This is a genomic window from Synechococcus sp. CS-1328 (assembly GCF_025128095.1).
Lineage (GTDB): Bacteria > Cyanobacteriota > Cyanobacteriia > PCC-6307 > Cyanobiaceae > CBW1002.
Genome location: NZ_JAHLYT010000066.1, coordinates 1 through 23,253, shown reverse-complemented (window position 1 = coordinate 23,253; position 23,253 = coordinate 1). Strand labels below are relative to the sequence as shown.

The 23,253-nt window shown below is 67.3% G+C and carries 23 protein-coding genes; 9 read left to right on the top strand and 14 right to left on the bottom strand.

Annotated features, from left to right (window positions below; translation table 11 throughout):
- The first annotated feature begins 985 nt into the window (after positions 1 to 985).
- The gene (locus tag KQ310_RS12130) at positions 986 to 1,222 is read left to right on the top strand and encodes a hypothetical protein (protein WP_259721991.1); all 237 of its coding nucleotides are present in this window, start codon (positions 986 to 988) and stop codon (positions 1,220 to 1,222) included.
- A 49-nt stretch (positions 1,223 to 1,271) separates the two neighbouring features.
- Here KQ310_RS12130 and KQ310_RS12125 read toward each other — a convergent pair whose 3' ends face one another.
- Complete coding sequence (locus KQ310_RS12125; RefSeq protein ID WP_259721990.1) at positions 1,272 to 1,673, bottom strand: OsmC family protein; 402 nt, start codon at positions 1,671 to 1,673, stop codon at positions 1,272 to 1,274.
- A gap of 44 nt (positions 1,674 to 1,717) precedes the next feature.
- Here KQ310_RS12125 and KQ310_RS12120 point away from each other — a divergent pair, with 44 nt between their 5' ends.
- On the top strand, positions 1,718 to 2,206 hold the full coding sequence (locus tag KQ310_RS12120) for a DUF2721 domain-containing protein (RefSeq protein ID WP_259721989.1): 489 nt from the start codon (positions 1,718 to 1,720) through the stop codon (positions 2,204 to 2,206).
- A gap of 49 nt (positions 2,207 to 2,255) precedes the next feature.
- Here KQ310_RS12120 and KQ310_RS12115 read toward each other — a convergent pair whose 3' ends face one another.
- The 4 genes from KQ310_RS12115 to KQ310_RS12100 all read right to left on the bottom strand — a co-directional run bounded on the left by KQ310_RS12115 (position 2,256) and on the right by KQ310_RS12100 (position 6,497).
- Positions 2,256 to 3,911 carry a diguanylate cyclase gene (locus KQ310_RS12115; RefSeq protein ID WP_259721988.1) on the bottom strand — a complete coding sequence of 552 codons (1,656 nt, stop codon included), beginning with the start codon at positions 3,909 to 3,911 and terminating at the stop codon, positions 2,256 to 2,258.
- Positions 3,912 to 4,032: 121 nt separating this feature from the next.
- Positions 4,033 to 4,779 carry an orotidine-5'-phosphate decarboxylase gene (pyrF, locus tag KQ310_RS12110; protein WP_259721987.1) on the bottom strand — a complete coding sequence of 249 codons (747 nt, stop codon included), beginning with the start codon at positions 4,777 to 4,779 and terminating at the stop codon, positions 4,033 to 4,035.
- Positions 4,776 to 6,026: a tyrosine--tRNA ligase gene (gene tyrS, locus KQ310_RS12105; protein ID WP_259721986.1), complete on the bottom strand. Its 1,251-nt coding sequence runs from the start codon at positions 6,024 to 6,026 to the stop codon at positions 4,776 to 4,778. The genes pyrF and tyrS overlap by 4 nt, the downstream gene beginning before the upstream one ends.
- A gap of 147 nt (positions 6,027 to 6,173) precedes the next feature.
- Positions 6,174 to 6,497 (bottom strand): DUF1825 family protein, encoded by a 324-nt coding sequence (locus KQ310_RS12100; RefSeq protein WP_259721998.1) that lies wholly within the window; start codon positions 6,495 to 6,497, stop codon positions 6,174 to 6,176.
- A 193-nt stretch (positions 6,498 to 6,690) separates the two neighbouring features.
- Between KQ310_RS12100 and KQ310_RS12095 the strand changes: the two genes are divergently transcribed.
- From KQ310_RS12095 to KQ310_RS12075, 5 genes are all read left to right on the top strand, one after another.
- Positions 6,691 to 7,389, top strand: a complete 699-nt coding sequence (locus KQ310_RS12095; RefSeq protein WP_259721985.1) for a response regulator transcription factor — start codon at positions 6,691 to 6,693, stop codon at positions 7,387 to 7,389.
- 87 nt (positions 7,390 to 7,476) lie between these two features.
- On the top strand, positions 7,477 to 8,304 hold the full coding sequence (locus KQ310_RS12090; RefSeq protein ID WP_259721984.1) for a hypothetical protein: 828 nt from the start codon (positions 7,477 to 7,479) through the stop codon (positions 8,302 to 8,304).
- The gene (locus tag KQ310_RS12085; protein ID WP_259721983.1) at positions 8,301 to 8,942 is read left to right on the top strand and encodes a GIY-YIG nuclease family protein; all 642 of its coding nucleotides are present in this window, start codon (positions 8,301 to 8,303) and stop codon (positions 8,940 to 8,942) included. Before KQ310_RS12090 ends, KQ310_RS12085 begins: the two co-directional genes overlap by 4 nt.
- A 50-nt stretch (positions 8,943 to 8,992) precedes the next feature.
- Positions 8,993 to 10,501, top strand: coding sequence for a leucyl aminopeptidase (locus KQ310_RS12080; protein WP_259721982.1), 1,509 nt, complete (start codon positions 8,993 to 8,995; stop codon positions 10,499 to 10,501).
- 33 nt (positions 10,502 to 10,534) lie between these two features.
- Positions 10,535 to 10,810, top strand: coding sequence for a hypothetical protein (locus KQ310_RS12075; RefSeq protein ID WP_259721981.1), 276 nt, complete (start codon positions 10,535 to 10,537; stop codon positions 10,808 to 10,810).
- A 47-nt stretch (positions 10,811 to 10,857) separates the two neighbouring features.
- On the opposite strand, the gene KQ310_RS12070 is transcribed toward KQ310_RS12075, so the two are convergent.
- The 9 genes from KQ310_RS12070 to KQ310_RS12030 all read right to left on the bottom strand — a co-directional run bounded on the left by KQ310_RS12070 (position 10,858) and on the right by KQ310_RS12030 (position 19,527).
- A complete protein-coding gene (locus KQ310_RS12070; RefSeq protein ID WP_259721980.1) occupies positions 10,858 to 11,064 on the bottom strand; it encodes a hypothetical protein in 207 nt (68 codons plus the stop codon).
- A gap of 74 nt (positions 11,065 to 11,138) precedes the next feature.
- Positions 11,139 to 11,774 (bottom strand): peptide-methionine (S)-S-oxide reductase MsrA, encoded by a 636-nt coding sequence (msrA, locus tag KQ310_RS12065; protein ID WP_399238256.1) that lies wholly within the window; start codon positions 11,772 to 11,774, stop codon positions 11,139 to 11,141.
- 65 nt (positions 11,775 to 11,839) lie between these two features.
- Positions 11,840 to 13,048: a lipid-A-disaccharide synthase gene (lpxB, locus tag KQ310_RS12060; protein ID WP_259721978.1), complete on the bottom strand. Its 1,209-nt coding sequence runs from the start codon at positions 13,046 to 13,048 to the stop codon at positions 11,840 to 11,842.
- Complete coding sequence (lpxA, locus tag KQ310_RS12055) at positions 13,048 to 13,854, bottom strand: acyl-ACP--UDP-N-acetylglucosamine O-acyltransferase (RefSeq protein ID WP_259721977.1); 807 nt, start codon at positions 13,852 to 13,854, stop codon at positions 13,048 to 13,050. Before lpxA ends, lpxB begins: the two co-directional genes overlap by 1 nt.
- A gap of 20 nt (positions 13,855 to 13,874) precedes the next feature.
- Positions 13,875 to 14,330, bottom strand: coding sequence for a 3-hydroxyacyl-ACP dehydratase FabZ (gene fabZ / locus KQ310_RS12050; RefSeq protein WP_259721976.1), 456 nt, complete (start codon positions 14,328 to 14,330; stop codon positions 13,875 to 13,877).
- Between the two features lie 30 nt (positions 14,331 to 14,360).
- Positions 14,361 to 15,215, bottom strand: coding sequence for a UDP-3-O-acyl-N-acetylglucosamine deacetylase (lpxC, locus tag KQ310_RS12045; RefSeq protein ID WP_259721975.1), 855 nt, complete (start codon positions 15,213 to 15,215; stop codon positions 14,361 to 14,363).
- On the bottom strand, positions 15,215 to 17,644 hold the full coding sequence (locus tag KQ310_RS12040; protein WP_259721974.1) for a BamA/TamA family outer membrane protein: 2,430 nt from the start codon (positions 17,642 to 17,644) through the stop codon (positions 15,215 to 15,217). Before KQ310_RS12040 ends, lpxC begins: the two co-directional genes overlap by 1 nt.
- A gap of 42 nt (positions 17,645 to 17,686) precedes the next feature.
- Complete coding sequence (gene purC, locus KQ310_RS12035; RefSeq protein WP_259721973.1) at positions 17,687 to 18,451, bottom strand: phosphoribosylaminoimidazolesuccinocarboxamide synthase; 765 nt, start codon at positions 18,449 to 18,451, stop codon at positions 17,687 to 17,689.
- A complete protein-coding gene (locus tag KQ310_RS12030) occupies positions 18,448 to 19,527 on the bottom strand; it encodes a hypothetical protein (protein WP_259721972.1) in 1,080 nt (359 codons plus the stop codon). Before KQ310_RS12030 ends, purC begins: the two co-directional genes overlap by 4 nt.
- 198 nt (positions 19,528 to 19,725) lie before the next feature.
- Here KQ310_RS12030 and purD point away from each other — a divergent pair, with 198 nt between their 5' ends.
- Positions 19,726 to 21,060, top strand: coding sequence for a phosphoribosylamine--glycine ligase (gene purD, locus KQ310_RS12025; RefSeq protein WP_259721971.1), 1,335 nt, complete (start codon positions 19,726 to 19,728; stop codon positions 21,058 to 21,060).
- Between the two features lie 23 nt (positions 21,061 to 21,083).
- A complete protein-coding gene (gene nblS, locus KQ310_RS12020; RefSeq protein WP_259721970.1) occupies positions 21,084 to 23,099 on the top strand; it encodes a two-component system sensor histidine kinase NblS in 2,016 nt (671 codons plus the stop codon).
- Positions 23,100 to 23,253 lie beyond the last annotated feature (154 nt).

The window sequence follows — 23,253 nt, the reverse complement described above, 5'->3', positions numbered from 1 at the left end:
CCGAGGGAAAGGCCAGGGACTGAGGACCACCAACTCCAGCAATCAGACGACGGAGATCAGGGCTGGGAAAACGCCACCTGGAAGGCGCGATTTGGAAGGCACCGCCTGAAAACCGTCAACTGGAATGCCTCACCTGGAAAGCATTGCCTGGAAAGAATCAGAGGAAAGACATCTTTGAACTTGAATAATGTCACCTGGAATACGTCAACCGGGATGAGCTAGGCGCAATGGCGACGCATCCGAAGCGCCATCCCCTCCTTCAGCCCCAAACGACAAGCCGGTGCCGGATGCCGACCCTCCCCGAGAGCCTGACCGATGCCTGGCCGATGGTTGTCCAATACCTGGCCGATGGCCACCCCGAGGCCGCCCGCCGCTCCAGCCCGTGGCACAAAGCAATGTGATAACGATGTACGGCGAGATGCAGCATTCCATGCCAGAGAAAGCATCCCAGGATCTCAACCGATTCGACAGCAATTCAGGAGCCTCTACATGTGAATCACTGACACTTAAGGAGGGTCTGGATAACCCAGGAAATGCTCGAACCAAGGATTGAGACTCGTTTCCCTGTCTTGACGGCAGCTTCTCAACAGGGGGTTGTCCAGAGCCTCGTTAAACCTGCAGGAATAGAGGCAGCATCGACAGCCAATTCCTCGGACACCGCCGATCACCAGATCATGGCACCAGAGAGTGATGGAGGGGGAGAGAGAGACCTGAACCCAGATGACGCCCTGATCCAATAACAAAATCCCATTAACAACGGATCGGGGCCAATCCGGATGTTGGCCCCGCCCCCTGCGATGAAGAACTCCCCTGAACCGCTGACACCCCATCCCCTTCAACCGCAAAATGGGGCAAATTCACCACCAGACCCCCTGCGAAGACGGTCCCACAGCGAAGACGGGACCCAGAACCAAGCCCAGGATCTTGTTTCAATGCCACGCGACTGGCGGCTCGGCCCTGCTCATCGTCATCAACCAATCCGACCATGACTCCCCCCTTCCGAGACCTTGAGCGGCCTGGGCGAAGGCTGTGTGGTGAGCCCTGGCCTGAAGTGAAACGCCAGGGGCCCCGCGTGTACCGCGTCCTGGATCAGGAGGGCAATGTGACGATGCTCGAAGCCACCTCCCTGGGAACCGCGATGATGATTGCGGAGGAACGGCTGGGCATTCACGCCGACCTTCTGCATATCTCGCCCGTCTCCGGTGGTCCGGAGATCATGTGAACGGCCACCGGCCGATCGGCTCGTTCTCAGCGTGGCCAGCCGCAAAGGATCAGGCCCAGTGCATCTCCATCGCCACGGCCCCCTCCAGGCTCTTCTTCACCGGGCAGGCCTCGGCAGCGCGGCGCAGCGCCGCCCGGGCGGAATCCTCCAGCTCCGGCGGCAGGCTGATCCACACCTCCAGCTTCTCGATTCGCCGCGCTCCCGTGCTGGTCATGCTTTTCTCCACCCGGGCGGTGGCGCCCTCCAGGGGCCAGTTGTGCCGCTCGGCTGTGATTCCCATGATCGTGAGCATGCAGGTGGCGAGCGCGGTGGCCACCAGATCGGTGGGGGAGAAGCACTCCCCCCGCCCCTGATTGTCGGTGGGGGCATCGGTGACCAGCTCGGTGGTGCTGGGTTCATGCAGGGCCTGGCAGCGGAGGCCGCCCTCGTAACGGCAGTTGATCGAGGTCATCGGATCAGAGTCGGTAGGGTCGCAGTCTGCGGTGAATGTCTCCGATGCAGGGCAGCCTGCCCACCACCATCCTGCTGGGGATCCTGAGCGAGCCGGAGCAGGGCTCGGCCGTGGTCGCCCTCTCCCGGGCCATCCAGCTGTCGGTGGCGCCGGTGTTTCTGCTCACCGGTATCAGTGGTCTGCTCAGCACCTTCACCGGCCGACTCGCTCGGATCATCGACCGGACCCGGGTGATGCAGGAGACCCTGGAACGGGGCGGCGGCCAACAGGCCGAAACCCTGGCCAAGTCCCTGAAGGTGCAGCACCGCCGCACCTTCCTGATCAACCGCGCCATTCTCTGCAGCAGTATCAGCGCCTTGCTGGTGGCGGGAGTGGTGGCCGTGCTGTTCATCAGCACCGTGGCCGCCCTCGACCTGGCAGCGATCGTGGTGCCTGCCTTCGTGCTGGCGATGCTGGCGCTGATCGTGGCCCTGCTGCTGTTCCTGGTGGAGGTGCAGCTGGCGATCGGCCAGAACCCCCGCCGCTACTACTGAGTACTGAGGTCGCCTGACTGCGGCCCCCAGCTCAGGCCACGGGCATCCCTCAGGCCACCGTGAGGCGGTCGCGGCCCTGCTGCTTGGACAGGTAGAGCGCCCCATCGGCCATGGCGAGGGCCGCATCGAACGGGAGAGGTTGATCCGGATCAGACACGAACAGGCCAGCGCTGATGGTCACACCCCCATCCGGGGCCAACCCCTGGAGATCCAGGGCCTTGACCTGGTGGCGGATGCGTTCACCGATCCCCAGAGCCATGGCCGGATCAATCTTGGGGAGCACCACCAGAAACTCCTCTCCGCCGAGGCGATACACAGCGTCTCCCTCTCGCACGGCCTTGGTCATCACAGCAGCCACCTTCTTGAGCACCTGATCACCGGCCGCATGGCCGAAGCTGTCGTTGATCCGCTTGAAGTGATCAATGTCGAACGACAGCAGGGCGTAGGCACCGCTGGGCTGGTCAGATTCAAGGGCCCGCCGATTGCTCAGGGCCGTGAGCGGATCGGTTGTGGCCAGGTGCTTCAGCTCAAGCATGCGCTGGTGATCCTGATGCTCCTCCACCACACCATCAATCCACGCCTGAAGAGAGGGCGTGATGTCCTTCAGCATGCGCAGAACATCCTCATCCACAGGGATCTTGTCGTCCATCAGCAGCGACAGCCGCGCCGGCGGCAGGGTGCTGAGCACCACCTGCTCCCAGTTCAGCGGTGGCCCCTCCAGTCGCGGTTCCGGTGGTGTGCCACTCCAACTGGTCCACCCCTGATCAGGCAGCTCAATCGAGAGCACGCAATCGCGGACTCCGCGGATACGCTGCAGCACCAGTTTGATGGTGACCAGCATCTGGGTGGGGGCCGCCTGGGAGAGCAGAACTTGAAACAGGCGGCTACGCGCCTCGGCGATGCGCAATAAGCGCCGCAAATCAATGTCGGCATCCGCCAGGGCGAAGATGCCGCACTCCAGAACCTTGAGCCGGTTGAAGGCCTTCTCCACCAGCGGGCCAGGCACGACATGGCCGTGCTGGGGCGCGATCATGGCGATCTGGGGCCAGCGGTGCTGGACCCGGGTGAGCCCCGCCGACAACAGCTCCGTGCTGGGCATGTAGTGCTGATGAAAGGGCTTGGCACTAGCGATCAGGACATCAAGATCTCGGCAGATCAGATCGGCGGCATTGGGAACGAAGCCGCCGAACAGATCGGAGGAAAACAGAATCCTGGAGGCCGTGTCATACGACACCATCGCTCCAGGAAAGTGCAGATACGGCGTCAGCTGAAACTCAAGCGCGCGATCCCCTTCCAGGGGCAGCCGCCAATTCTGTTCCTCGACCAGGTAGTAATCGAAACGGTGGCCGTAATGGCGCAGCAGCGCCATGGCCCGCCATTCGGTGACCACCTGAATATCCGGCCGGCTGAGGCGCTCGGACAACATCGGCAGGGCCGCCGCGATATCGGGATCGCAGTGGTGACAGACCAGATAGCGAATCGCGCTCAGATCGTCGATCCGGGCCACCTTGGCCAGGGTGGTTTCGATCGTGAGCGGCGAGCCCGGATCGATCAGGACCCCGTTGTTGCCATTGCGCAGGTAATAGGCATGGCACTGGAAGCGGTCGTCCGGCAGGCGACGCCCGACCCACCACACATCGGGGGCCAGTTCGATCGGAGCATCGGAGCGATCGGCAGGCTCATTGCCTACATGAAAAGCAGCCACTGAAGTCGACGAGCGATCGGACTGTGACGTCTCCACATCCATGCTGGCGATCAGATCGATTGCTGTTTTAATAATTTTAACATTCGTTCATCTTTGTCTGGGGCGCTGTCGCCCCCAGGCGTCACGCAGCCGCGAGTTCGCAGCAGCACTGATTGAAGGCAGCGGCCGGATCCGCCGAGGCCGTGATCGGCCGGCCGATCACCAGCTGGCTGGAACCGGCCGCGATCGCTTCAGCCGGACTCCACACCCGCTGCTGGTCCCCCGCCTCCGCTCCCGCCGGCCGGATTCCCGGGGTGACCAGGGCGAAAGGCAACGGATAGCGCTGCCGCAGGGCCGCCACCTCCAGCGGAGAGCAGACACAGCCGCCGAGGCCGGCCGCGACGGCCAGTTCAGCGAGGCGGGGCACGTAGATGTTCAGGGGCTCGTCGATCGCCAGCTCAGCGGCGAAACGAGCGGCATCCCAGCTGGTCAGCACCGTGACCGCCAGCAGGGTGGGTTGCGGCAGACCCGCCTGCTCGGCGGCCTGGGTTGCTCCAGCCTGGGCAGCGGCCAGGGCATCGCCACCGGCGCAGGCGTGCACAGTGATCAACTCGGCGCCGAGGCGAGCGGCGCTGCGGCAGGCGCCGGCCATGGTGGCGGGGATGTCGTGGAACTTGAGATCAAGAAACACCCGCAGGCCCCGATCGCGCAGCTCCGCGATCACCGCGGGGCCGGCGGCGGTGAACAGCTCCAGCCCCACCTTCACCCAGCGCAGATCCGGGATCGCCTCTGCAAAGCGGAGGGCCTGGGTGCGATCCATGCCGTCGAGGGCCACGATCAGCCGATCCGCTGCAGCCTGATCAGCCGGTAGGGGAACAGGAGAGGTCATCCGGCCACCAGGCGGCGGAAGGTCTTCTTGCCCAGTTGCAGCACCTTGCCATCCAGCGCGGCGGCATCGGCGAACTCCTGATTGGGATCGGCCAGCTTCAGGCCGTCGAGCCGCACACCACCGCCCTGAATGGCGCGGCGCGCCTCGCTGCTGCTGGCGCAGACACCCACCGCAGCGAGCAGATAGAAGGCCCTGGCCGGGAAGTTCACCGCCGCCAGCGAGGCCTCCGGCACCTCGGCATCGGCCGCGCCAGTGCCGGCGACACCGGCCACCAGACGCGCCGCATCCGCCTGGGCCTGGGCCGCCGCCTCGCTGCCATGGCGCGCCCGGGTGATCTCCAGGGCCATCGCCTTCTGGCGCTCACGCGGGTTACCCGGCAGGGCGGCCAGATCGGCATCGGTCAGCAGGGTGAGATAAGCGTCCACCACGGCATCGGGCACTTTCTCCAGCTTTGAATACATCGACAGCGGGTCTTCCCGCAGGCCCACCGTGTTGCCCAGGCTCTTGCTCATCTTCTGCACCCCATCGGTGCCCGGCAGGATCGGCAACAACAGACCGAACTGGGGGCGCTGGCCGAAGTGGCGCTGCAGATCGCGGCCCATGGCCACGTTGAACTTCTGGTCGGTGCCGCCCAGCTCCAGATCGGCCTGCACCGCCACCGAGTCGTAGCCCTGCAGCAGGGGATAGAGAAACTCGTGCAGGGAGATCGGTGTGCCGCAGCCGTAGCGGTTGGCGAAATCCTCCTTGGCCAGCATCTGCCCCACCGTGCTGATGCCCAGCAAGTCGATCACCTGCGGCAGATCCAGTCCCGCCAGCCATTCGCTGTTGCGACGCACCTCCAGCCGACCCGGCGTCTCGAAATCGAGCAGGGCCCGTTCCCTCGGCTGCCCCTGGCCCAGCTGTTCGAGATAGGTGCGGGCGTTGGCCTCCACCGCCTCGGCGTCGAGCTGCACCCGCGTGCTGCTTTTGCCAGTGGGGTCGCCGATGCGGGCGGTGAAGTCGCCGATGATCAACACGGCCGTATGGCCCGCATCCTGAAAAGCCCGCAGCTTGCGGAACAGAATGCTGTGACCCAGGTGGATGTCGCTGCCGGTGGGATCGATCCCCAGCTTCACCCGCAGGGGCCGGCCAGCGGTCTCGGCCTCCGCCAGGCGAGCCCCGAGCTGCTGATCGGGATCGGTGGCGCCGCCGCTGCCGGCCGGGAACAGATCCACCAGGCCACGCGCGAGCCAGCCAGGCAGCTCCATGGCCTCAGCAACTTGCGTAGCGGCAACCCGTTGCATGGCGCCACCTCCTTGCATGGGCTCAACTCCTGCCACAGCCATCCCACTCCCCGATACCAGACCGCGGCGGATCGTAGGCAGGCGCGACCCGGGATCAGTCGGGCTGCGGGATCAGGCCGTCTGATCGAGTTCGCGCTTCATGCGCTCCAGGGTCTGCTGCATCTGCTCGAACATCGCTTCGGGGGTGAGGCCGAACTGGCCGAGCTGGGTGCGCAGCTGCTCCACGGTGAGCTTGGCCTGGAAATCCTCCGAGAGCTCGAAGCGTTTCATGAACACGCGGTAGCGGTCCATCAGCTCTTCCATGCGGTCGATGTAGAGCTTTTTGCCGGCCCGATCGAACTTGCCGTAATCACTGCCCAGCTGCATCAGCTGCTGGTAATCGCTGAACAGACGCCGGGCCTCGTCCTGAACGATCTCGGAGTCGAAGAAGGCCATGGCAAAGCCCGGCAAGGCGTTGGCGACGATTCTGGGGTCCCCCCGCTCCCGATCGAAGGTGCGGATCCACGCACGCAGGTTCAGCGAAACGCCATCAAGGCCTGACAGCGGCGCCGGCACGATTCACCATGCCGGCAACGATCAGTCCCACCACCCGTTCTGTGCCGATCGCCGTTCAGGAGCTCCGCCACCTGTGGATTTCACCCCTCACCTACCTCGCCTGCAGAACCCTGACCTCACCAGCCTGGAGCTGATCCGCGGCAGCAAGGCCGTGGTCGCCATGGGGAGCCGGGCCCTGCTCACCTTCTTCTGCCACTACCCCTCGCAGCTGCGGATCACCGGAGCCGCCACCACCGCCCCGGACGTGCTGCGGTTGCTGAGCGAACACAAGCCCTACGTGCTGATCGCCACCGACCATCTTGAAAGCGGCTGTGGCATCGACCTGGTGGTGCAGGCCAAACAGGTCCATTCGAAATTACGAACCCTGCTGATCGCCACCCAACCGCAACGCAGCTACCGCCTCAAGGCGGCAATGCAGGCTGGTTGCAACGGCATCTGCCTCGAATCACGCATCGGGCTCGGCACGCTGCGCGCGGCAATCGGCGCGGTGCACGGTGGCGGAGTTTACATCGATTCTGACCTGGCTGATCTGTTCAGGCAGGTCCATGCCGACCACACCCCCCTGCGGCCGATCACCGAGCGCGAGACCCAGGTGCTCACCCTGGTGACGCAGGGCCACTCCAACGCGGAGATCGGCGCCCGGCTCTTCCTGTCGCCGGACACCGTGAAAAGCCACATCCAGAACCTTCGCCACAAACTGCAGGCGCGCGACCGCACCCATGCCGCCGTGATCGGCCTCTGTCGCGGACTGGTGCCCTGGCTGGACGCCTGAACCCCGCCGGGCGAGGGCGGATTCCGTGACCTGGCTCCGGCAGGGAGGCCACCGCTAACTTCTGGGCCGTACCGCGCCCGGATCCGTATGGCCAAGGGCCACTGGCTCGATCCCCTGGCCCGCCGTCTGCTGGAGGCGACCGGCCAACTTCCCGCCGTGCCTGAGCGTGAACCGAAGTCCGGCGGCGGCGTCAGCCCCCTGGGCCAGGCGCTGGACATCACAGCCGAGCGCCTCCGTGCCGTGGCGGCCTGGCGCACGCCCGAGCAGAAAGCCTCGCCAGACGACCGCACCACTCTCGGGAACGACAGGCAAGCCGTCGACGAACGGGAAGCAGACAAGCAGGACGCCGTGGAGCGGGAGCTGCTGGCCCTGCGGCTGGCCCAGAACCCGGCCCTGCGGCTGGGCGGAGCGGACGAGGTGCGCCGGGCCGCCGCCCTCGGCTGGCGGCTGGATGTGAACCGGGCCGCGGCCGCCGATTGGCTGCGGCTGCCGGGCTGCAGCCCGACCCATGTGGATCTGCTGCTGCGTCTCCAGGCCAGCGGGGTCCAGCTCAGCAGCCCAGACGACCTGGCCAACCTGCTGGAGCTCGAGCCAGCCACCGTGGCGGCCTGGATCCCCCTGCTGGACTTTCGCTGGTATGGCGACGCGCCTGCGGTGCCGGCCGCACGTCCGCTCGAGATCAACCAGGCCAGCGCCGCCGAGCTGCAGCGTGATCTGGGGCTGAACGAGGAGCGCTGCGGGCGGCTGCTGCGCGAACGGTCACGGCAGCCATTTCAGGACCTGGCCGATCTGCAGCTGCGGTTGCAGTTTCCCCCCGCCCTGCTGGAGGGCTGGATCGGCCGGGTGCGCTTCAGCCCCGGACCCGCCGGGCCCAGCCTGCCCCAGCCCGCCAACCAGCGCCTCAAGCCGCGATGAGCAGCCGAGGCCAGCCACGCCAGGGGGAGTTGTTCGCCAGCACGTCGGCCTCCACCACAGCCCTCTCCGCCGCGGCCAGTCCTGTCAGACCAGAGACCCTGCCGCTGTTGCACCGCCAGATCCTTGCCTGGCAAGGGGCCCTGGCGTCTCACCAACAGCCCCTGTTCAACGCCACTGCCGCAGGCCTCGATCCCGCCGCCCAGCAGGGCCTCCTGTTCGGCCCACCGAGTCAGCCTCAGCGGCTGGCTGGCCGGTTGGATCCGCTCAGCCTCACGCCCCAGAGCCTGTCGTTCTGGCGCTGGCCCAGCAGCTCCCACCAGGGTGCCGCCGTGTATCTGGTGATGGACCGGCCCGCCGAAGCCCCCTGCCCCCTGCTGCTCTACGTGGGCGAAACCAGCCGCGCTGACCGGCGCTGGAAGGGGGATCACGACTGCAAGAGCTACCTCAGCGCCTATGGCGAGGCCCTGCGTGCCGCCGACCTGCAACCCCAGCTGAGCATCCGCTTCTGGTGCGACGTGCCCTCCACGACCGCAGCCCGCCGAGCCCTGGAGCAGGCCCTGATCCAACAGTGGCTGCCACCCTTCAACAAGGAGACGCGCGAACGCTGGAGCACCCCATTCACCGCGCTGCAGGACTGAGAAAGCCCAATCGTGCTGGCTACGATCGCGGCCACGCCCGTACGATCCGCATGCAGGTCCGCTGCCTCCCCGCAACCTCCGCCACCCCCCTCGGCGACTGGAGTGGCGACACCCTGGTGCTGGGGTTGTTCGCGGGAGAGGACGGGCAGCCGTTGCTGGGCGTCCTCGAAGCCCTGCTCGGCGCTGGCGTGCGGAAACGGCTGGAACAACGGGCCTTCAAAGCCAAGCCAGCCGAGGTGCTCGCCTTCGAACGGATGGACGTCGAGCCGGCGGCCGTGGTCGTGGTGGGGCTGGGCGAGGCGGATGGCTTCAGTCTCGATGGTCTGCGCAGCGCCGTCGCCAAGGCCGCTGCCACCGCCGCCGCCTCCGGTGGCCACCACCTGGGGCTGGCCTTCCCCCTGGCCAGCCTGCCGGCCGAGATCACGCCCGCCACCGCCGCAGCGGCCATGGCCGAGGCCGTGCGGCTCAGCCTCTACACCGACCAACGCTTCCGCAGCGAGGCCGAACCCAAACCCCGCCCGGACGCGGTGACCCTGATCGGCCTGGATGACTCCGCCGATGCCGCCCTCAGCCGCGTGGGGGCGGTCTGCGCCGGCGTGGAGCTGGCCCGTGAACTGGTGGCAGCGCCCCCCAACGTGGTGACCCCCCAGGCCCTCGCCGACACGGCCTCCGCCATCGCCGAGGCCTATGGCGCCGAGCTGAAGGTGCTGGAGCGGAGTGACTGCCAGGCCCTGGGCATGGGGGCCTACCTGGGGGTGGCCCAGGGCTCGGATCTGCCGCCCAAGTTCATCCACCTCACCATCCGCCCCGAGGGCGCGATCCAGCGGCGCGTGGCCCTGGTGGGCAAGGGGCTCACCTTCGACTCTGGCGGCTACAACCTCAAGACGGGCGGTTCCCAGATCGAGATGATGAAGTACGACATGGGCGGCAGCGCCGCCGTGCTGGGGGCAGCCCGTGCCCTTGCCGAGCTGCGGCCCGCGGGGGTGGAGGTGCATGTGATCGTGGCCGCCTGCGAAAACATGATCAGCGGTGGTGCCGTCCACCCCGGCGACATCGTCACCGCCTCCAACGGCAAGACGATCGAGATCAACAACACCGATGCCGAAGGGCGGCTCACCCTGGCGGACGCCCTGATCTATGCCTGCAAGCTGGAGCCGGATGCCGTGGTGGATCTGGCCACCCTGACCGGGGCTTGCGTGATTGCCCTGGGGGAGGAGATCGCCGGCCTCTGGTCGACCAGCGATGCGCTCGCCGCTGCCTTGCTGCAGGCCGGCCAGGTGGGCGGGGAGGCCTTCTGGCGCATGCCCCTGCGCGCCTCCTATCGCAGCGGCCTCAAGAGCCCTGTGGCCGACATGAAGAACACCGGTCCGCGCCCGGGCGGTTCGATCACCGCCGCCCTGTTCCTGCAGGACTTCGTGACCAAGGATCTGCCCTGGGCCCACCTCGATATCGCCGGCACCGTCTGGAGCGACAAGGGGCGGGGCATGGATCCGGCCGGCGCCACCGGCTTCGGGGTGCGCACCCTGGTGCAGTGGGTGCAGGCGGGGGCCACCGCCTAAGTTTGGAGCCCCTGAAGCCGGATTCCCAGCCCCATGGCCGCTCAGAAGATCCGCTGGTATGCCAAAGCCCAATTAGGGGTCCTGATGCTCCCGGCGGGCCTCTGCCTGTTCGGCGAGGCGGTGATCCGCAAGGGCATCCAGACCCTGGCGGCCTCGGCCAAGACCGTGGACACGATTGCTGATCCAGGTCCCTGGTTCTGGTACGGCACCTTCGGCCTGATCCTGATCAATGCAGGCGTGGGTCTGATGATCGAAAGCGGACTGCTGCGGGGCTACCCACGCCAGCCCCGGCCTGAGCAGCCGAACTAAATCCGCAGGGGCGGCCTGTGGTCCAGGCCGCCAGAACGTTGAACCAGTCAGGCCACCATGGCGGCGCGACCAGGACGCGGGTTGCTCAGCTGCTGCCGCAGCAACTCCGGAGATTCGAGCGCATGGATCTGCCAGCGAGCCCGCTCGCCGCAGCTGGCCAGCAGACGATCAAGATCGTCGGCCGCCTGCTTCGGACTCTCGTAGGGCCCGATATGCCGGGTCTGCAGACCGTCTCGAATGGTCAGCAGATACATAGGCTGCTTCGGACGAATATGGCCAAACCCTAACCGCAGCAAGCCTGGATGGGAAGGGTAAAAACCCCTGCCCATCAGCGGGAGCTCCAGGCCGACGACCCACGGGCTCGCTTGCCCCAGACGGCATCCAGGCGGCGATCGCGGCCGCAGGACCAGCGGTAGTAGTTGTACTTGACCGCATTGCGCTCGGCATAGTTCTGGTGGTAGCCCTCCGCCGGCCAGAAGCGCTGCAACGGCTTGATCTCCACCTTCAGGGCCGACACCGGCCGGCCCAGCTCTGCGGCCGCCGCCTTGAGGCTGGCCTGGGCAAGGCTGGCCTGCTCCGCCCCTTTGGTGAAGATCACCGGCCGGTAGGAGTCACCGCGATCGCAGAACTGGCCGCCCCGATCGAAGGGGTCCACATTGCGCCAGAAGGCGCGCAGCAGGGTGGCATAACTGATGCGTCGATCATCGAAACGCACCAGAACGCTCTCCTGGTGTCCCGTGCCGCCGGCGGACACCTGCTTGTAGGTGGGCTGGGCCAGGGAGCCACCGCTGTAGCCGCTCACCGCCTCCAGCACCCCCGGCTGGGTTTCAAGATCGTGCTCCAGGCACCAGAAGCAGCCTCCCGCGAACACGGCCTCCTGGGTAGCCGCCTGGGCCAGCGGGGGAGCGAGCGTGAGGCTGCAGGCCCCCAACACCAACGACAGCAGGACGGCAAACAGGCGCACGACGACGACACGCGAAGCCCGCTCAGGATCGCGCAGCCGGGCCGCAGGATGGCGGCCCGGCTGCATCAGGCGGGCACGGGGAGCGGCGGGCTTCCCTGGGGGATCTGATCAAGGATGGCCGCGGCAGCCCGCCGGGTCACGCCCGGCTCCCCAAGGATGCGGCGCAGCCGCCCATAACCTTCCAGCAGACGCTGGCGGGCCTCGCTGTCGGGATCCAGCAGGATCTCCGCCTCGCGGATCAAGGCGTCACGGCTGAAGTCCTGCTGCAGCAGCTCCGGCACCAGGCGCTCCTGCAGCACCAGATTCACCGGCGAGATGTGGGGAACGTTGAAGCGCAGCAGGTGCTTGGCCACGGCGGCGGTGACGCGGCTGACCCGGTAAACCACCACCTGCGGCACCCCCCGCAGGGCCAGCTCCAGGTTGGCGGTGCCGGATTTGGTGAGGGCCAGATCGGCTGCGGCACAGAGGGCCGGCTTGAGTGCATCGGCCTCGCAGGCGGGAATCACGCGCGCCCGCAGCCCCTCACGCCTGCAGGCCTCCTCCAGCAAGGGCTCGAACCCAGGCAGCCCCGTCGACACCAGAACCTCCAGATCGGGGTGGCGCCGCTGCAGCTCCGCCGCCGCCGCCGCCATCTCCGGCAGCAGGTAGCGCAGCTCCTGGCGGCGGGAGGCGGGCAACAGCAGCAGCACCGGCACCGTCTGCGCCAATCCCAGCAGACGACGGGCCTCCTCGCGGCCAGGCTGGCTGCCGAGGGTATCGAGCAGGGGATGGCCCACCCAGGTGACCCGGGCACCGTGCTCGGCATAGAAGCGGGCCTCCTCCGGAAAGATCGCCAGAATCCGATCGCTGAAGCCGATCAGCCGGGTCGTGCCGCCATCCCCCAGGCGAAACGCCCACTCCTGGGGAGCGATGTAATAGGTGATCGGCACCTGGGGCTGGTCGCGCTTGAGCCGCAGGCCCAGATTCACATTGGCTCCCATGTAATCGATCAGCACCACCCCATCGAGGGGATGGAGCTTGAGCCACTGCCGCAGGCGATGCTGCAGGCGCAGGGTTGGCCAGATCAGCGGCACCGCCTCCCACAGCCCGATCGCGCCGAGGGAGGCGGTATCGGCCAACAGGTTGGCACCGGCTCGGCGCATCCGTTCACCACCGAGGGCCACGATCTCCAGGTGGAGCCCCCGTTCGGCGGCCTCCTGGTGCAGGGCCTGAATCAACAGCGACCCCTGCAGATCGCCGGACACCTCCCCGGTGCTGATCAACAGCCGCGCCATCAGCGCTGCGCCGGCAGGGGGCCGCGGCGGCCCGGGCCGATCGAGGCCTCCAGGAAGTCGCAGAGTTCTGCGGCCGCCCCGAGCAGGGAGAGCTGCCGCGCAGCCTTGAGGGCCTCCGCCAGGACACGATCGCTGCGATAGATCAGGGTCCAGATCTCCTGGAGCTGCCGCAACTGGGCACCGTCGTCGTGATCGGCCAGGCCGCTGCGCCGCAGGCCGACACGGTTCAGACCACGCACCCGACCGGGATGGCCCTCCACCATCATGAAGGGAGGCACATCCCTGTCGATGCGGCTCATGCCGCCCACCATGGCGAGCTTGCCGATGTGCACGAACTGATGGATACCGAGCACGCCGCCGATCACGGCCCGATCGCCGATCTCGACATGGCCGGCCACGGCCACACCGTTGGCGATCACGATCCGGTCCCCCAGCACACAGTTATGGCCGATGTGGCTGTAGGCCATCAACAGGTTGCCGCTGCCGAGCCGGGTGCACTCCTGGCCCGCCGTGGCGCGGTTGATCGTGACGCACTCCCGGATGGTGTTGTCATCGCCCATCACCACCTCGGTGGGATCGCCGGAGTACTTGAGGTCCTGCGGCTCAAGGCCGATGCAGGCACCGGGGAAGATGCGGTTGCGAGCTCCCAGCCGCACCCGTCCGTCGATCACCACATGGGGACCGATGCGGCAACCCTCACCGAGCTGCACGTCCGGACCGATCACGGCATAGGGGCCGATCTCGACCCCCTTCCCCAACTGGGCCCGAGGATCCACCAAGGCCGTGGGATGGACCGATGTCGCCATGGCTGCGCTGGTCATGCCGATCAGTCCACCAAGGAGAACATCAGTTCACCGGAACAGACAAGCTCACCATCGACCGTGGCCTCAGCGCGTACTTTGCCGAAACGCTTGCGCTTCAGGGCCAGCAGTTCGCAGGTGATGCGCAGCTGATCGCCGGGCACCACGGGCCGTCGGAAGCGCACCCCATCAATGCCGGCGAACACGAACAGCCCCTTGGGCAGATCCGGCATCTGGGTGACGATCAGGCCACCCACCTGGGCCATCGCCTCGACGATCAGCACGCCGGGCATCAGCGGGCGGCCGGGGAAATGGCCCTGAAACTGGGGCTCATTGATGGTGACGTTCTTGATCGCCACGGCCCGTCGGCCGGGCTCGTGCTCGATCACACGATCCACCAGGGCAAACGGATAGCGGTGCGGCAGCAGACCCTGAATCTGCTCGCTGCCGAGCACAACGGAAGGGGAGGCGAGGGCGGACAAGGAGGAAGGGGCAGCGGGCGGGGGAAGGGATCAGGCGGCAACAGGGACTGGGCTGGCAAGGGCGGCAGCCAGGGCCGTGTGCAGACCGTGGGAACCGCGGTAGGCGAACACCTGGGCGCGGGGGAGTCCCGCCAGGGCCAGATCACCCAGCAGATCCAGGAGCTTATGGCGCACCGGCTCATCGACGAAGCGCAGCGGCGGATTGAGCCAGGTGTCGCCGTCGCAGACCAGGGCGTTGTCGAGATCGCCGCCGCGGATCAGGCCGGCGGCGCGCAGCTGCTCCACCTGATCGCGAAAGCCGAAGGTACGGGCCGGAGCCACCTCGCGCACGAACACCTCTGGGGTAAGCGCCACGGAGAACAACTGGCGACCGATGGCCGCCTGGGGGAACTCAATCGCGGCACCCACATGCAGGCGCTCGGCCGGCAGCGCCACCGCAAACCCACTGCCCTGCTGCAGGGTGATCGGCTCGCGGGGGGCCGGGGCCCAGGTCGGTGCAGCCACCGGGGCAAGCCCCGCCTCCGCGATCGCTTCCACCCAGGGCAGAGCCGAACCATCCAGCACCGGAATCTCCTCGCCATCCACCAGGATCTCGGCCTGGGTGATTCCGGTTCCGGCCAGGGCAGCCAGGAGATGCTCCACGGTGGCGAGCCGCTCGCTGCCCAGCCGCAGGGCTGTGCAGAGCTGCGTCTCACACACCTGGGAAGGATGCAGCGCCAGACTGGGCTGAGCAGGATGCTCAAGCCAGCCAACCCGGAAACCCGGTCGCTCCGAGGGCTGCAGCCGCACACGGCCCATGGCACCACTGTGGAGACCAACGCCGGAGCGCTCCACATGGCTGGCCAGGGTCCAGCCGTGGTCGTAATCGGAAGGCCAGATCCCCATCAGAACTTCCAGCCCACACCCAAGTTGAAGCGCCAGTCGCCGGTGAAATCCTGGCTGGCCACCTCCAGACGCAGCGGCCCCACCGGCGTGGTGACGATCAGGCCGGTACCCACCGAGAAGCCGCTGCCGGGCTTACCGAGCAGGCCCCCGGGATTGCCGGGCACGTTGGCCTGACTGCCGAAGGTGGTGCCGCCATCGATGAACAGCTCGCCGCTGACGATGCTGAACAGGGGGAAGCGGTATTCGATCGTGGCCTCGCCGAAGCTGCGGCCCACACCCAGGTCGCAGTCGTAGTAGCCCCGCACCGAGTTGGAGCCACCCACGCAGAAGGCTTCGTAGGGGGGCAGCTGGCCAATGTTGCTGCCGGCACTGAACTGGAAGGCAAGGGCCTGCTTGCAATCGGCAGACTCACCGGCCTTGGGGCGGCAGCCCTTATACACCTTCAGCCAGTTGACCGGGATGAAGTGGGTGTAGCTGGCCCGCACCCGGTTGAAGGTGGGGGAATCGGGACCGACCGAGAAAAACTGCTCACTGGCCAGGCTGAGGAAATTCCCGGAGGTGGGATTGCGAGGGTCGTTGAGGTTGTTCATCGTGGCGGCCACGCGGACCCCCACCAACTGATTCTGATTGGCGCAGTTGTAGGAAAGGCAGATGATGTCGTCGGTCGGGGCCTTGCTGTTGCCATTCTGCAGCGATTGCTGGGCCACGCCGAACACACGCGAATCGCCGGAGTAGTTGATCGGCGACACCTCCTGCACGTTGAGGCCGAGCACCACACTCCAGGGTGCTCGCTTGAAGGGGTTACCACCGTTGAGGGGTCGCACCACCTGAACGTTGCCACCGATGCGCTGGATCAGAACGGTGTTACCGGAGTAATCGAACCAGCTGTTGCGCGGGTCGGCGTTTTCGGCGTCGTTAACGGAATCAAACGTCTTGCTCTGGGGATTCTTCTTGGATTCGATGTTGTAGGCCACCTTCGTGCCGGGAGCCTCATAGAAATCACGCACGCTGTAGATATTGCCGTTGTTCTGGCTCTGGAACACCTGCGGCACATCGCGGCTGATGAATAGCCGCCCGCGGAAGGCCGTGCGGTATTTATCACCCTTGATCCAGGGATCGGTGAACGAGATGTCCGCCAGGCCACCGAACTGGCCGTAGGTGAAGTTGAACGCCAGATCCCAGGCACGGCCGAACAGGTTGGAATCCTGCACCTGGATCTGGCCGAACACCCCCTGGCTCTGGCTGTAGCCGAGGCCACCTGAGAGGGAACCGGTGGACTGCTCGACGATGCCCAGCACGATCACCACCTGCCCCGGCTCGGCCGGCACCGGCTTGAGGGTCACCTTGACATCACTGAACAGGCCAGTGGCGTAGATCCGCTTGATGTCGTCTTCGAGATTGCGGCGGTTGAAGACATCACCCTCTTTGAGGGAGATCTCGCGGGTGATCACCCAGGCCTTGGTCTTGCCGCGGATCGGTTCACCCTTGTCATTGGTGGCGGAGCCCTCCTTGTTGAGGAACTGCACCTCCACCCCACCGACACTGCCCTCGCGCACCATCAGCTCCACCACCCCCTCGGGGCTGACCCGACCCGGACCGGTGATGCGGGCCAGGGAATAGCCCTGATCCGCGTACCACTTCTGCAGGTCCTGCATGCGGCCCTGCAGGGTGTTGAGGTTGAGGGTCTTGCCGTAATCGGCGGCGAAGGTGTCCTGCACCACCTCAGCCGGCAACTTGGCTGTGGCCGGTTCGAGGGTCACCTTCTCCAGCACCGGGTTGGCGGTGACCAGCACCACCACCCGCACCCCCAGCGGGCCATCCACCGGCTGGATGCGCACATCCGAGAACCAGCCACTGGCGTAGATGGCGGACAGATCGGTCTGGAGCTCGCTGCGGGTGACTCGGCTGCCCGGGGTGGTGGCCATGGCCGCATAGGCGGCCAGTTCGAGCCGTTCGCGCTCGGGATGGTTCTCCAGCCCCTGGATCACCACCTCGCTGATCAGGACGCGCGGCTCACTGGGATCGGCCGGAGTCGTGGTGCTGCCCTGCGGCAACCCAGGTGCAGGGCCTCCGGCAGGAGAGCCTTCGGCGGGCACGGGAGCCGCATCGGCCGGGAGGGCATCGGCAGGCATCGGGAAGCCCCCACCGCCATCGGGGGATTCAGTGGAACCCTCGGTGGATCCGGCGGGACCGTCCGGAGTCGTCGCGGGCTGCGGCTGCCCCTCCGCAGGGGTCGTGGCGGCCGGAGCCTGCGCAGTCGGGGTCTGGTCCACCTGGGCCGACTGCACCTGAGCCGGCTCCGCCTGAGCGATGCGAGCAGCGGCTTCCACCTCCGCAGGGGGGCGCTCCGCTGCGAGCACACCGGCAGGGGCCGCCAGGGCGAGCGCCATCAGGGGGAGGGTGGCGGTAATGCCAGGCAGGCCGGCCATGGTGTCGGGTACGGAGCGGCCAGGCCGCAAATTGGGCTGACCTTACCGGTAGAAGCGCGGCGAAGGACAGACCCCTTGGACCCGTTTGAGGACCTCCCCGTAGGCCTCGATCACGCCACCGAGGTCGCGGCGGAAGCGATCCTTGTCGAGGATCCGCTCATCGCTGGGGTCCTCACCGCCGCTGCGGAGGTCCCAGAGACGGCAGGTATCAGGACTGATCTCGTCGGCCAGCAGCAGGCTGCCGTCGGCCGCCAGACCCAGCTCGATCTTGAAATCCACCAACTGCAGACCGGCCTCCAGGAACAGGGCCAGCAGGGCGTCGTTGATGCGACGGGACAGGGCTTCGATCGCCCGGCCCTGCTCGGGCGTCACCAACCCCAGCCGCTCCAGCCGAGCCTCGGTGAGCAGGGGATCGCCCAGGGCGTCGTCCTTGTAATAGAGATCCAGCAGGGCCGGTTGCAACGGCGTGCCTGCTGCGATCGGCATCTGCCGGCAGAGCGAACCGGCGGCCACGTTGCGGAGCACCACTTCGAGCGGGATCACCTCAACCGGCCGCACCAGCATCCAGCGGTCTTCACCCACGCCGCGGTAGTGGGTGGGAATCCCGGCCGCGTCCAACCGCTCGAAGATCAGGGCCGAGATGCGGCAGTTGAGCGAGCCCTTGCCCTGCAGTGAGGCTTTTTTCTGGGCGTTGAACGCCGTGGCGTCGTCCTTGAACTCGACCGCCACCAGATCGGCCTGATCGGTGGCAAACACCCGTTTGGCCTTGCCTTCGTGCAACAGGGCGCCGAGGGAGTAGGCGGTCATGGCTGGGGAACAGCGGGCTCTGCCGGATCCTGCCCGGTCACCGGGGCGGGATCCGCCGGAACGGGCTTGGCCGGGACCGCTGCGGCTGGAGGGGTGGTCGTCGGCTGGTGCCCTCCCGGCTCGCGGGGGGAACGCAGCTGGCGCTCCAGCTGGCGGCTGCGATCGCTGGCGGCGGGATCCTGGCGGCGCAGGAGCCATTCGCCATAGGCGTCGTCGATGCGGCCACTGAGGCGCAACCGCCGTTCAATCGCACGGCTGGGATCGCCGCCCGGTTCCGCCTGAAGCCTGGCCTGATCATCGAGCAGCTGGGTCACCAGCCCCCAGGCCCCAGCCGCCGCCGCCTGCTCCAGGGCCCGCTCGTACAAGCTGTCCCGCTCCGCCAGGGGAAGGGTCTCGAGCAGGGCAGCGGCCTGTTGCAGCCGCGACGCGGTGGCAACGCCTGGCAGCCGGGAGGCCAGCAGCACCTCGGCGGCCTGACGGCGACGCCCCTGGGCGATGTAGTGCTCGGCCAGCTGATCGAGGGCCACGCGGGTGGTGGTCGTGCCGTCCGCCGCCTGCTTCACCGGCAGCAGCACGGCTTCGAGTCGGGCCGCATCGCCAGCCGCCAGTCGCCAGAGGGCCTCGGCGGCGCGGCGGTGATCCAGGCCAGCGTTGGCGGCGCGCCACTGCAGCAGCAGCCACTGCTGCCGTTCGCCACCGGCAGCGGGGCCAAAGCGATCCAGCACCGCCAAGGCCTGCTGGGGGGCGCGGCAGCTGATCAGCACGTGGGCGTTGGCCAGCACCACCGCCAGGGGCTGGGGCGCCGGATGGAGGGTCATCAACCGGGCGTGAAGCTGGCGCACACGCAGGTCGTCCCCCAGATCCAGCAGCGTGAGACAGGCTTGCTCGATCTGCTCGAGGCTTCCCTTCTCCAGCAATAAGGCAAAGACCTCGGGGGGGTAGGGCTGGGGCGGCACCCCCGGGGCGCCAGCAGCGGCGGGACTGGCGGCCGGCGCGCTGGCGGCGGGCGGATTGGCAGCCGGCGAGTTGGCAGGACTGACCGCAGACGAATTGACTGGAATGGCCGCTGGAGCCACGTCCGGGGAAGCAGCACTAGCCGGGGGAATGACGTCTGCCGCAACAGGCCGGCTGATCCCCAGGCAGGCACCGACCAGGCAGAGCCCGATCAGGCGGGACAATGGCGACCGGCCAGCCGGCATGTCGATTCAGACGGCCGTCGCGGCCATGACTGGATCACAACCTAAGGGCACTGCCCCCAACCCGCTCCCCTCGCCATGCCCGACCCGGCCGCGCCGCCCACCCCCCCTGCCCCGGCCCCGGCCGGCAGGACGCCTCGGCGGATCCTTGTGGTGGGCGGCGGCGGCCGCGAGAACGCGCTCGGCTGGGCCCTGGCCCGCTGTGGCGGCGTCGAGGCCGTGTGGGTGAGCCCCGGCAACGGCGGCACCGCCGAGCTGGAGGGCTGCCACCAGCTTTCGGTGGCCGAGACCGACCATGACGGGCTGCTGCAAGCCTGCGCGGAGCACGCGATCGAGCTGGTGGTCGTGGGGCCTGAGGCTCCCCTGGCTGCGGGTCTGGCGGATCGGCTGCGCGGCGCCGGTCTGGCGGTGTTCGGCCCCGGAGCCGATGGCGCCCTGCTGGAGGCCAGCAAGCGCTGGGCCAAGGCGCTGATGCGGGAGGCGGGCATCCCGACCGCTGGCCACTGGAGCGCCACCAGCGCCGCCGAGGCCCTGGTGATTCTGGAGCAGCAGAACCGCCCCCTGGTGGTGAAGGCCGATGGCCTGGCGGCGGGCAAGGGGGTGACGGTGGCCGAGAGCGTGGCCGAGACCCGCGCCGCCATCGAGGAGGCCTTTGCCGGACGCTTCGGCGAGGCGGGCACCTGCCTGGTGCTGGAGGAACGGATGAGCGGTCCGGAGGTGTCGGTGTTTGCCCTCTGCGACGGCGAGAGGATGGTGCTGCTGCCCCCAGCCCAGGACCACAAACGCATCGGCGAAGGGGACACCGGGCCCAACACCGGCGGCATGGGCGCCTACGCGCCGGCCCCCTTGCTCGATGCCGCCGCTCTGGAGGCGGTTCGCCGCCAGGTGCTGGAGCCCACCCTGGCGGCCCTGCGCCAGCGTGGCATCGACTACCGCGGCGTGATCTACGCCGGGCTGATGCTGACGCCGGAGGGTCCGAGCGTGATCGAATACAACTGCCGCTTCGGCGACCCGGAGTGCGAAACCCTGATGCCCCTGCTGGGTCCGGAACTGGCGGCGGTGCTGCTGGCCTGCGCCGAAGGCTGCCTGGAGGCAGCCCCCAGCCTCACGATCGCGCCGCACTGCAGTGCCTGCGTCATCGCCGCCGCCGCCGGCTACCCGGGCACGGTGCGCCAGGGGGATCCAATCGAGGGTCGGCCCGCCGCAGATCAGCACCGGCAGCTGTTCCATGCCGGCAGCCGCCGCGATGCGGATGACCTCTGCCGCACCAGTGGCGGCCGGGTGCTGGCCATGGTGGCCCAGGCCGATGATTTCGACACCGCCTTTGAGCTGGCCTATGACGGACTCGCCCAGGTGCACTTCGAGGGCATGACCTTCCGGCGCGACATCGGTCATCAGGTCCGGCAGCGCTGATGGCGGAGTCGATGCCCAGGTCCATGCCGAGCGCTATCCACCACACCTGGCGGGAACGACTGGCCCGCTGGTGGGCGGAGTTCAGTCTGCAGACCAAGCTGCTGGCGGTGGCCACCCTGGTGGTGAGCCTGCTGATGACCGGCATCACCTTCCTTGCCCTCAACGGCATCCAGCGCGATGCCCGCATGAGCGACACGCGCTATGCCCGTGACCTGGGCCTGCTGCTCTCGGCGAATGTGACCCCCCTGGTGGCCGAGGGCAACGACCGGGAACTGGCCCAGGTATCGGAGCGCTTCTGGCGCTCCAGTCGCAGCCTGCGCTACATCCTCTTCGCCGATCCCGAAGGGGTGATCTACCTCGGCATTCCGATCGGCAACAGCAGCGGCAACGGCGACCAACTGCTCAGCCGCCGCCTGGAGCTGCCCGCAGACATCCAGCGCCGTCCGGACAATCCCCTGGTCCGCCAGCACCTCACCCCCGACGGCCGGGTCACCGACGTGTTCGTGGCGATGGTGAACGACGGCCGGTATCTGGGGGTCCTGGCACTGGGCATCAATCCCAACGAAACCCTGCTGGCCAGCGCCGCCCTGACCCGGGAGGTGACGGTGGCGGTGTTCATCTCGATCTGGGTGCTGGTGATCCTCGGTGCCGTGTTCAACGCCCTCACGATCACCCAGCCGGTGAAGGAATTGCTCCGAGGCGTGCGCCTGATTGCCAGTGGCACCTTCGAGGCTCGCATCGCCCTGCCGGTGGGTGGCGAACTGGGTGAATTGCTGAATGGCTTCAACACCATGGCGTCCCAGCTGGAGGCCTACAAAGCCGCCAACATCGAAGAGCTCACCGCCGCCCAGGTGAAGCAGCAGTCGCTGATCGCCACCATGGCCGATGGGGCGGTGCTGCTGGATGCCGAAGGCCGCATCGTGCTGGCCAATCCCACGGCCCGGCGGCTGTTCCGCTGGGAAGGACGCAGCCTTGAGGGCAACGACCTGGAGCGGGAGCTGCCGGAGCGGCTGGCGGTTGAACTGCACGCGCCGCTCGAAAGCCTGATCGGCAACCAGCGCGACAGCACCGATGTGCGCTGCAGCTTCGGTGAGCCACCGCGCACCCTGAGGATCGTGTTGCAATCGGTGCGGGATGCCAGCGGCGAGAGCCTCAAGGGCATCGCCGTGACGATTCAGGATCTCACCCGCGAGGTGGAACTCAACGCGGCCCAGAGCCGCTTCATCAGCAACGTCTCGCACGAATTGCGCACACCCCTGTTCAACATCAAGAGCTACGTGGAAACCCTCCACGATCTCGGCGATCAGTTGAGCGAAGCCGAGAAGCGCGAATTCCTGGGCATCGCCAACGACGAGACCGATCGGCTGACCCGACTGGTGAACGACGTGCTCGATCTCTCCCGGCTCGAATCCGAGCGGGTCTGGACCCTGGAGCCCCTGGAACTGCCACCGGCGATCGAGCAGACCCTGCGCACCTACCGCCTCAACGCCGAAGACAAGGGGGTGAGTCTGGCCTTCGAGAGCGATCCAACCCTGCCGCGCGTGCTGGGGAACTGGGACCTGCTGCTGCAGGTGCTCGACAACCTGGTGGGCAATGCCCTCAAGTTCACGCCCAAGGGAGGCGGCCTCAGGATCCGTGCCTACCCCTGGCCCGATCTCTGCCAGCTCGAACCCAGCGGGCCCGCCGGCGAAGAGCACCCCCGCTGCACGCTCACCTCTCCATTGCCGCGGCTGCGGATCGAGATCGCCGATACGGGCTGCGGCATCTCGGAAGCGGATCAGGAACGCATCTTCGATCGCTTCTTTCGGGTGGAAAACGCCGTGCACACCGAAGCCGGCACCGGTCTGGGTCTTTCAATCGTCCGCGGCATCATCGACAAGCACGGCAGTCACATCAACATGGCTAGCGAACTGGGCATCGGTACCACCTTCTGGTTCGATCTGCCCTTGGAAGACTCCGATGATGATGAACTCAGACTGGCCGGAGAACGCCGCTCCCTGCTGAACGACAGCCTCGCCGGCCAGGTCGTTCTCAGGTAAAGCGGCCAACAAGCCAGGGCTGATTCAAAGTGTGTCACAAGCTCTCTGGCCGGGGCTGCCAGCATGGGTTGAGGTCGGTGGAATCGCGCTCTTCCTGTGCCCGAAACCGCTCTTCCCGCAATCGATCTCGACCTAATCAGCTTTCTCAAGGCGA

Excerpts from the sequence above, each read along its gene's own strand:
- KQ310_RS12130 (WP_259721991.1), top strand. The coding sequence starts at position 986 with ATGACTCCCCCCTTCCGAGACCTTGAGCGGCCTGGGCGAAGGCTGTGT.
- KQ310_RS12125 (WP_259721990.1), bottom strand. The coding sequence starts at position 1,673 with ATGACCTCGATCAACTGCCGTTACGAGGGCGGCCTCCGCTGCCAGGCC.
- KQ310_RS12120 (WP_259721989.1), top strand. The coding sequence starts at position 1,718 with ATGCAGGGCAGCCTGCCCACCACCATCCTGCTGGGGATCCTGAGCGAG.
- pyrF (WP_259721987.1), bottom strand. The coding sequence starts at position 4,779 with ATGACCTCTCCTGTTCCCCTACCGGCTGATCAGGCTGCAGCGGATCGG.
- tyrS (WP_259721986.1), bottom strand. The coding sequence starts at position 6,026 with ATGGAGCTGCCTGGCTGGCTCGCGCGTGGCCTGGTGGATCTGTTCCCG.
- KQ310_RS12100 (WP_259721998.1), bottom strand. The coding sequence starts at position 6,497 with ATGGCCTTCTTCGACTCCGAGATCGTTCAGGACGAGGCCCGGCGTCTG.
- KQ310_RS12090 (WP_259721984.1), top strand. The coding sequence starts at position 7,477 with ATGGCCAAGGGCCACTGGCTCGATCCCCTGGCCCGCCGTCTGCTGGAG.
- KQ310_RS12085 (WP_259721983.1), top strand. The coding sequence starts at position 8,301 with ATGAGCAGCCGAGGCCAGCCACGCCAGGGGGAGTTGTTCGCCAGCACG.
- KQ310_RS12080 (WP_259721982.1), top strand. The coding sequence starts at position 8,993 with ATGCAGGTCCGCTGCCTCCCCGCAACCTCCGCCACCCCCCTCGGCGAC.
- KQ310_RS12075 (WP_259721981.1), top strand. The coding sequence starts at position 10,535 with ATGGCCGCTCAGAAGATCCGCTGGTATGCCAAAGCCCAATTAGGGGTC.
- KQ310_RS12070 (WP_259721980.1), bottom strand. The coding sequence starts at position 11,064 with ATGTATCTGCTGACCATTCGAGACGGTCTGCAGACCCGGCATATCGGG.
- lpxB (WP_259721978.1), bottom strand. The coding sequence starts at position 13,048 with ATGGCGCGGCTGTTGATCAGCACCGGGGAGGTGTCCGGCGATCTGCAG.
- lpxA (WP_259721977.1), bottom strand. The coding sequence starts at position 13,854 with ATGGCGACATCGGTCCATCCCACGGCCTTGGTGGATCCTCGGGCCCAG.
- lpxC (WP_259721975.1), bottom strand. The coding sequence starts at position 15,215 with ATGGGGATCTGGCCTTCCGATTACGACCACGGCTGGACCCTGGCCAGC.
- KQ310_RS12040 (WP_259721974.1), bottom strand. The coding sequence starts at position 17,644 with ATGGCCGGCCTGCCTGGCATTACCGCCACCCTCCCCCTGATGGCGCTC.
- purC (WP_259721973.1), bottom strand. The coding sequence starts at position 18,451 with ATGACCGCCTACTCCCTCGGCGCCCTGTTGCACGAAGGCAAGGCCAAA.
- purD (WP_259721971.1), top strand. The coding sequence starts at position 19,726 with ATGCCCGACCCGGCCGCGCCGCCCACCCCCCCTGCCCCGGCCCCGGCC.
- nblS (WP_259721970.1), top strand. The coding sequence starts at position 21,084 with ATGCCGAGCGCTATCCACCACACCTGGCGGGAACGACTGGCCCGCTGG.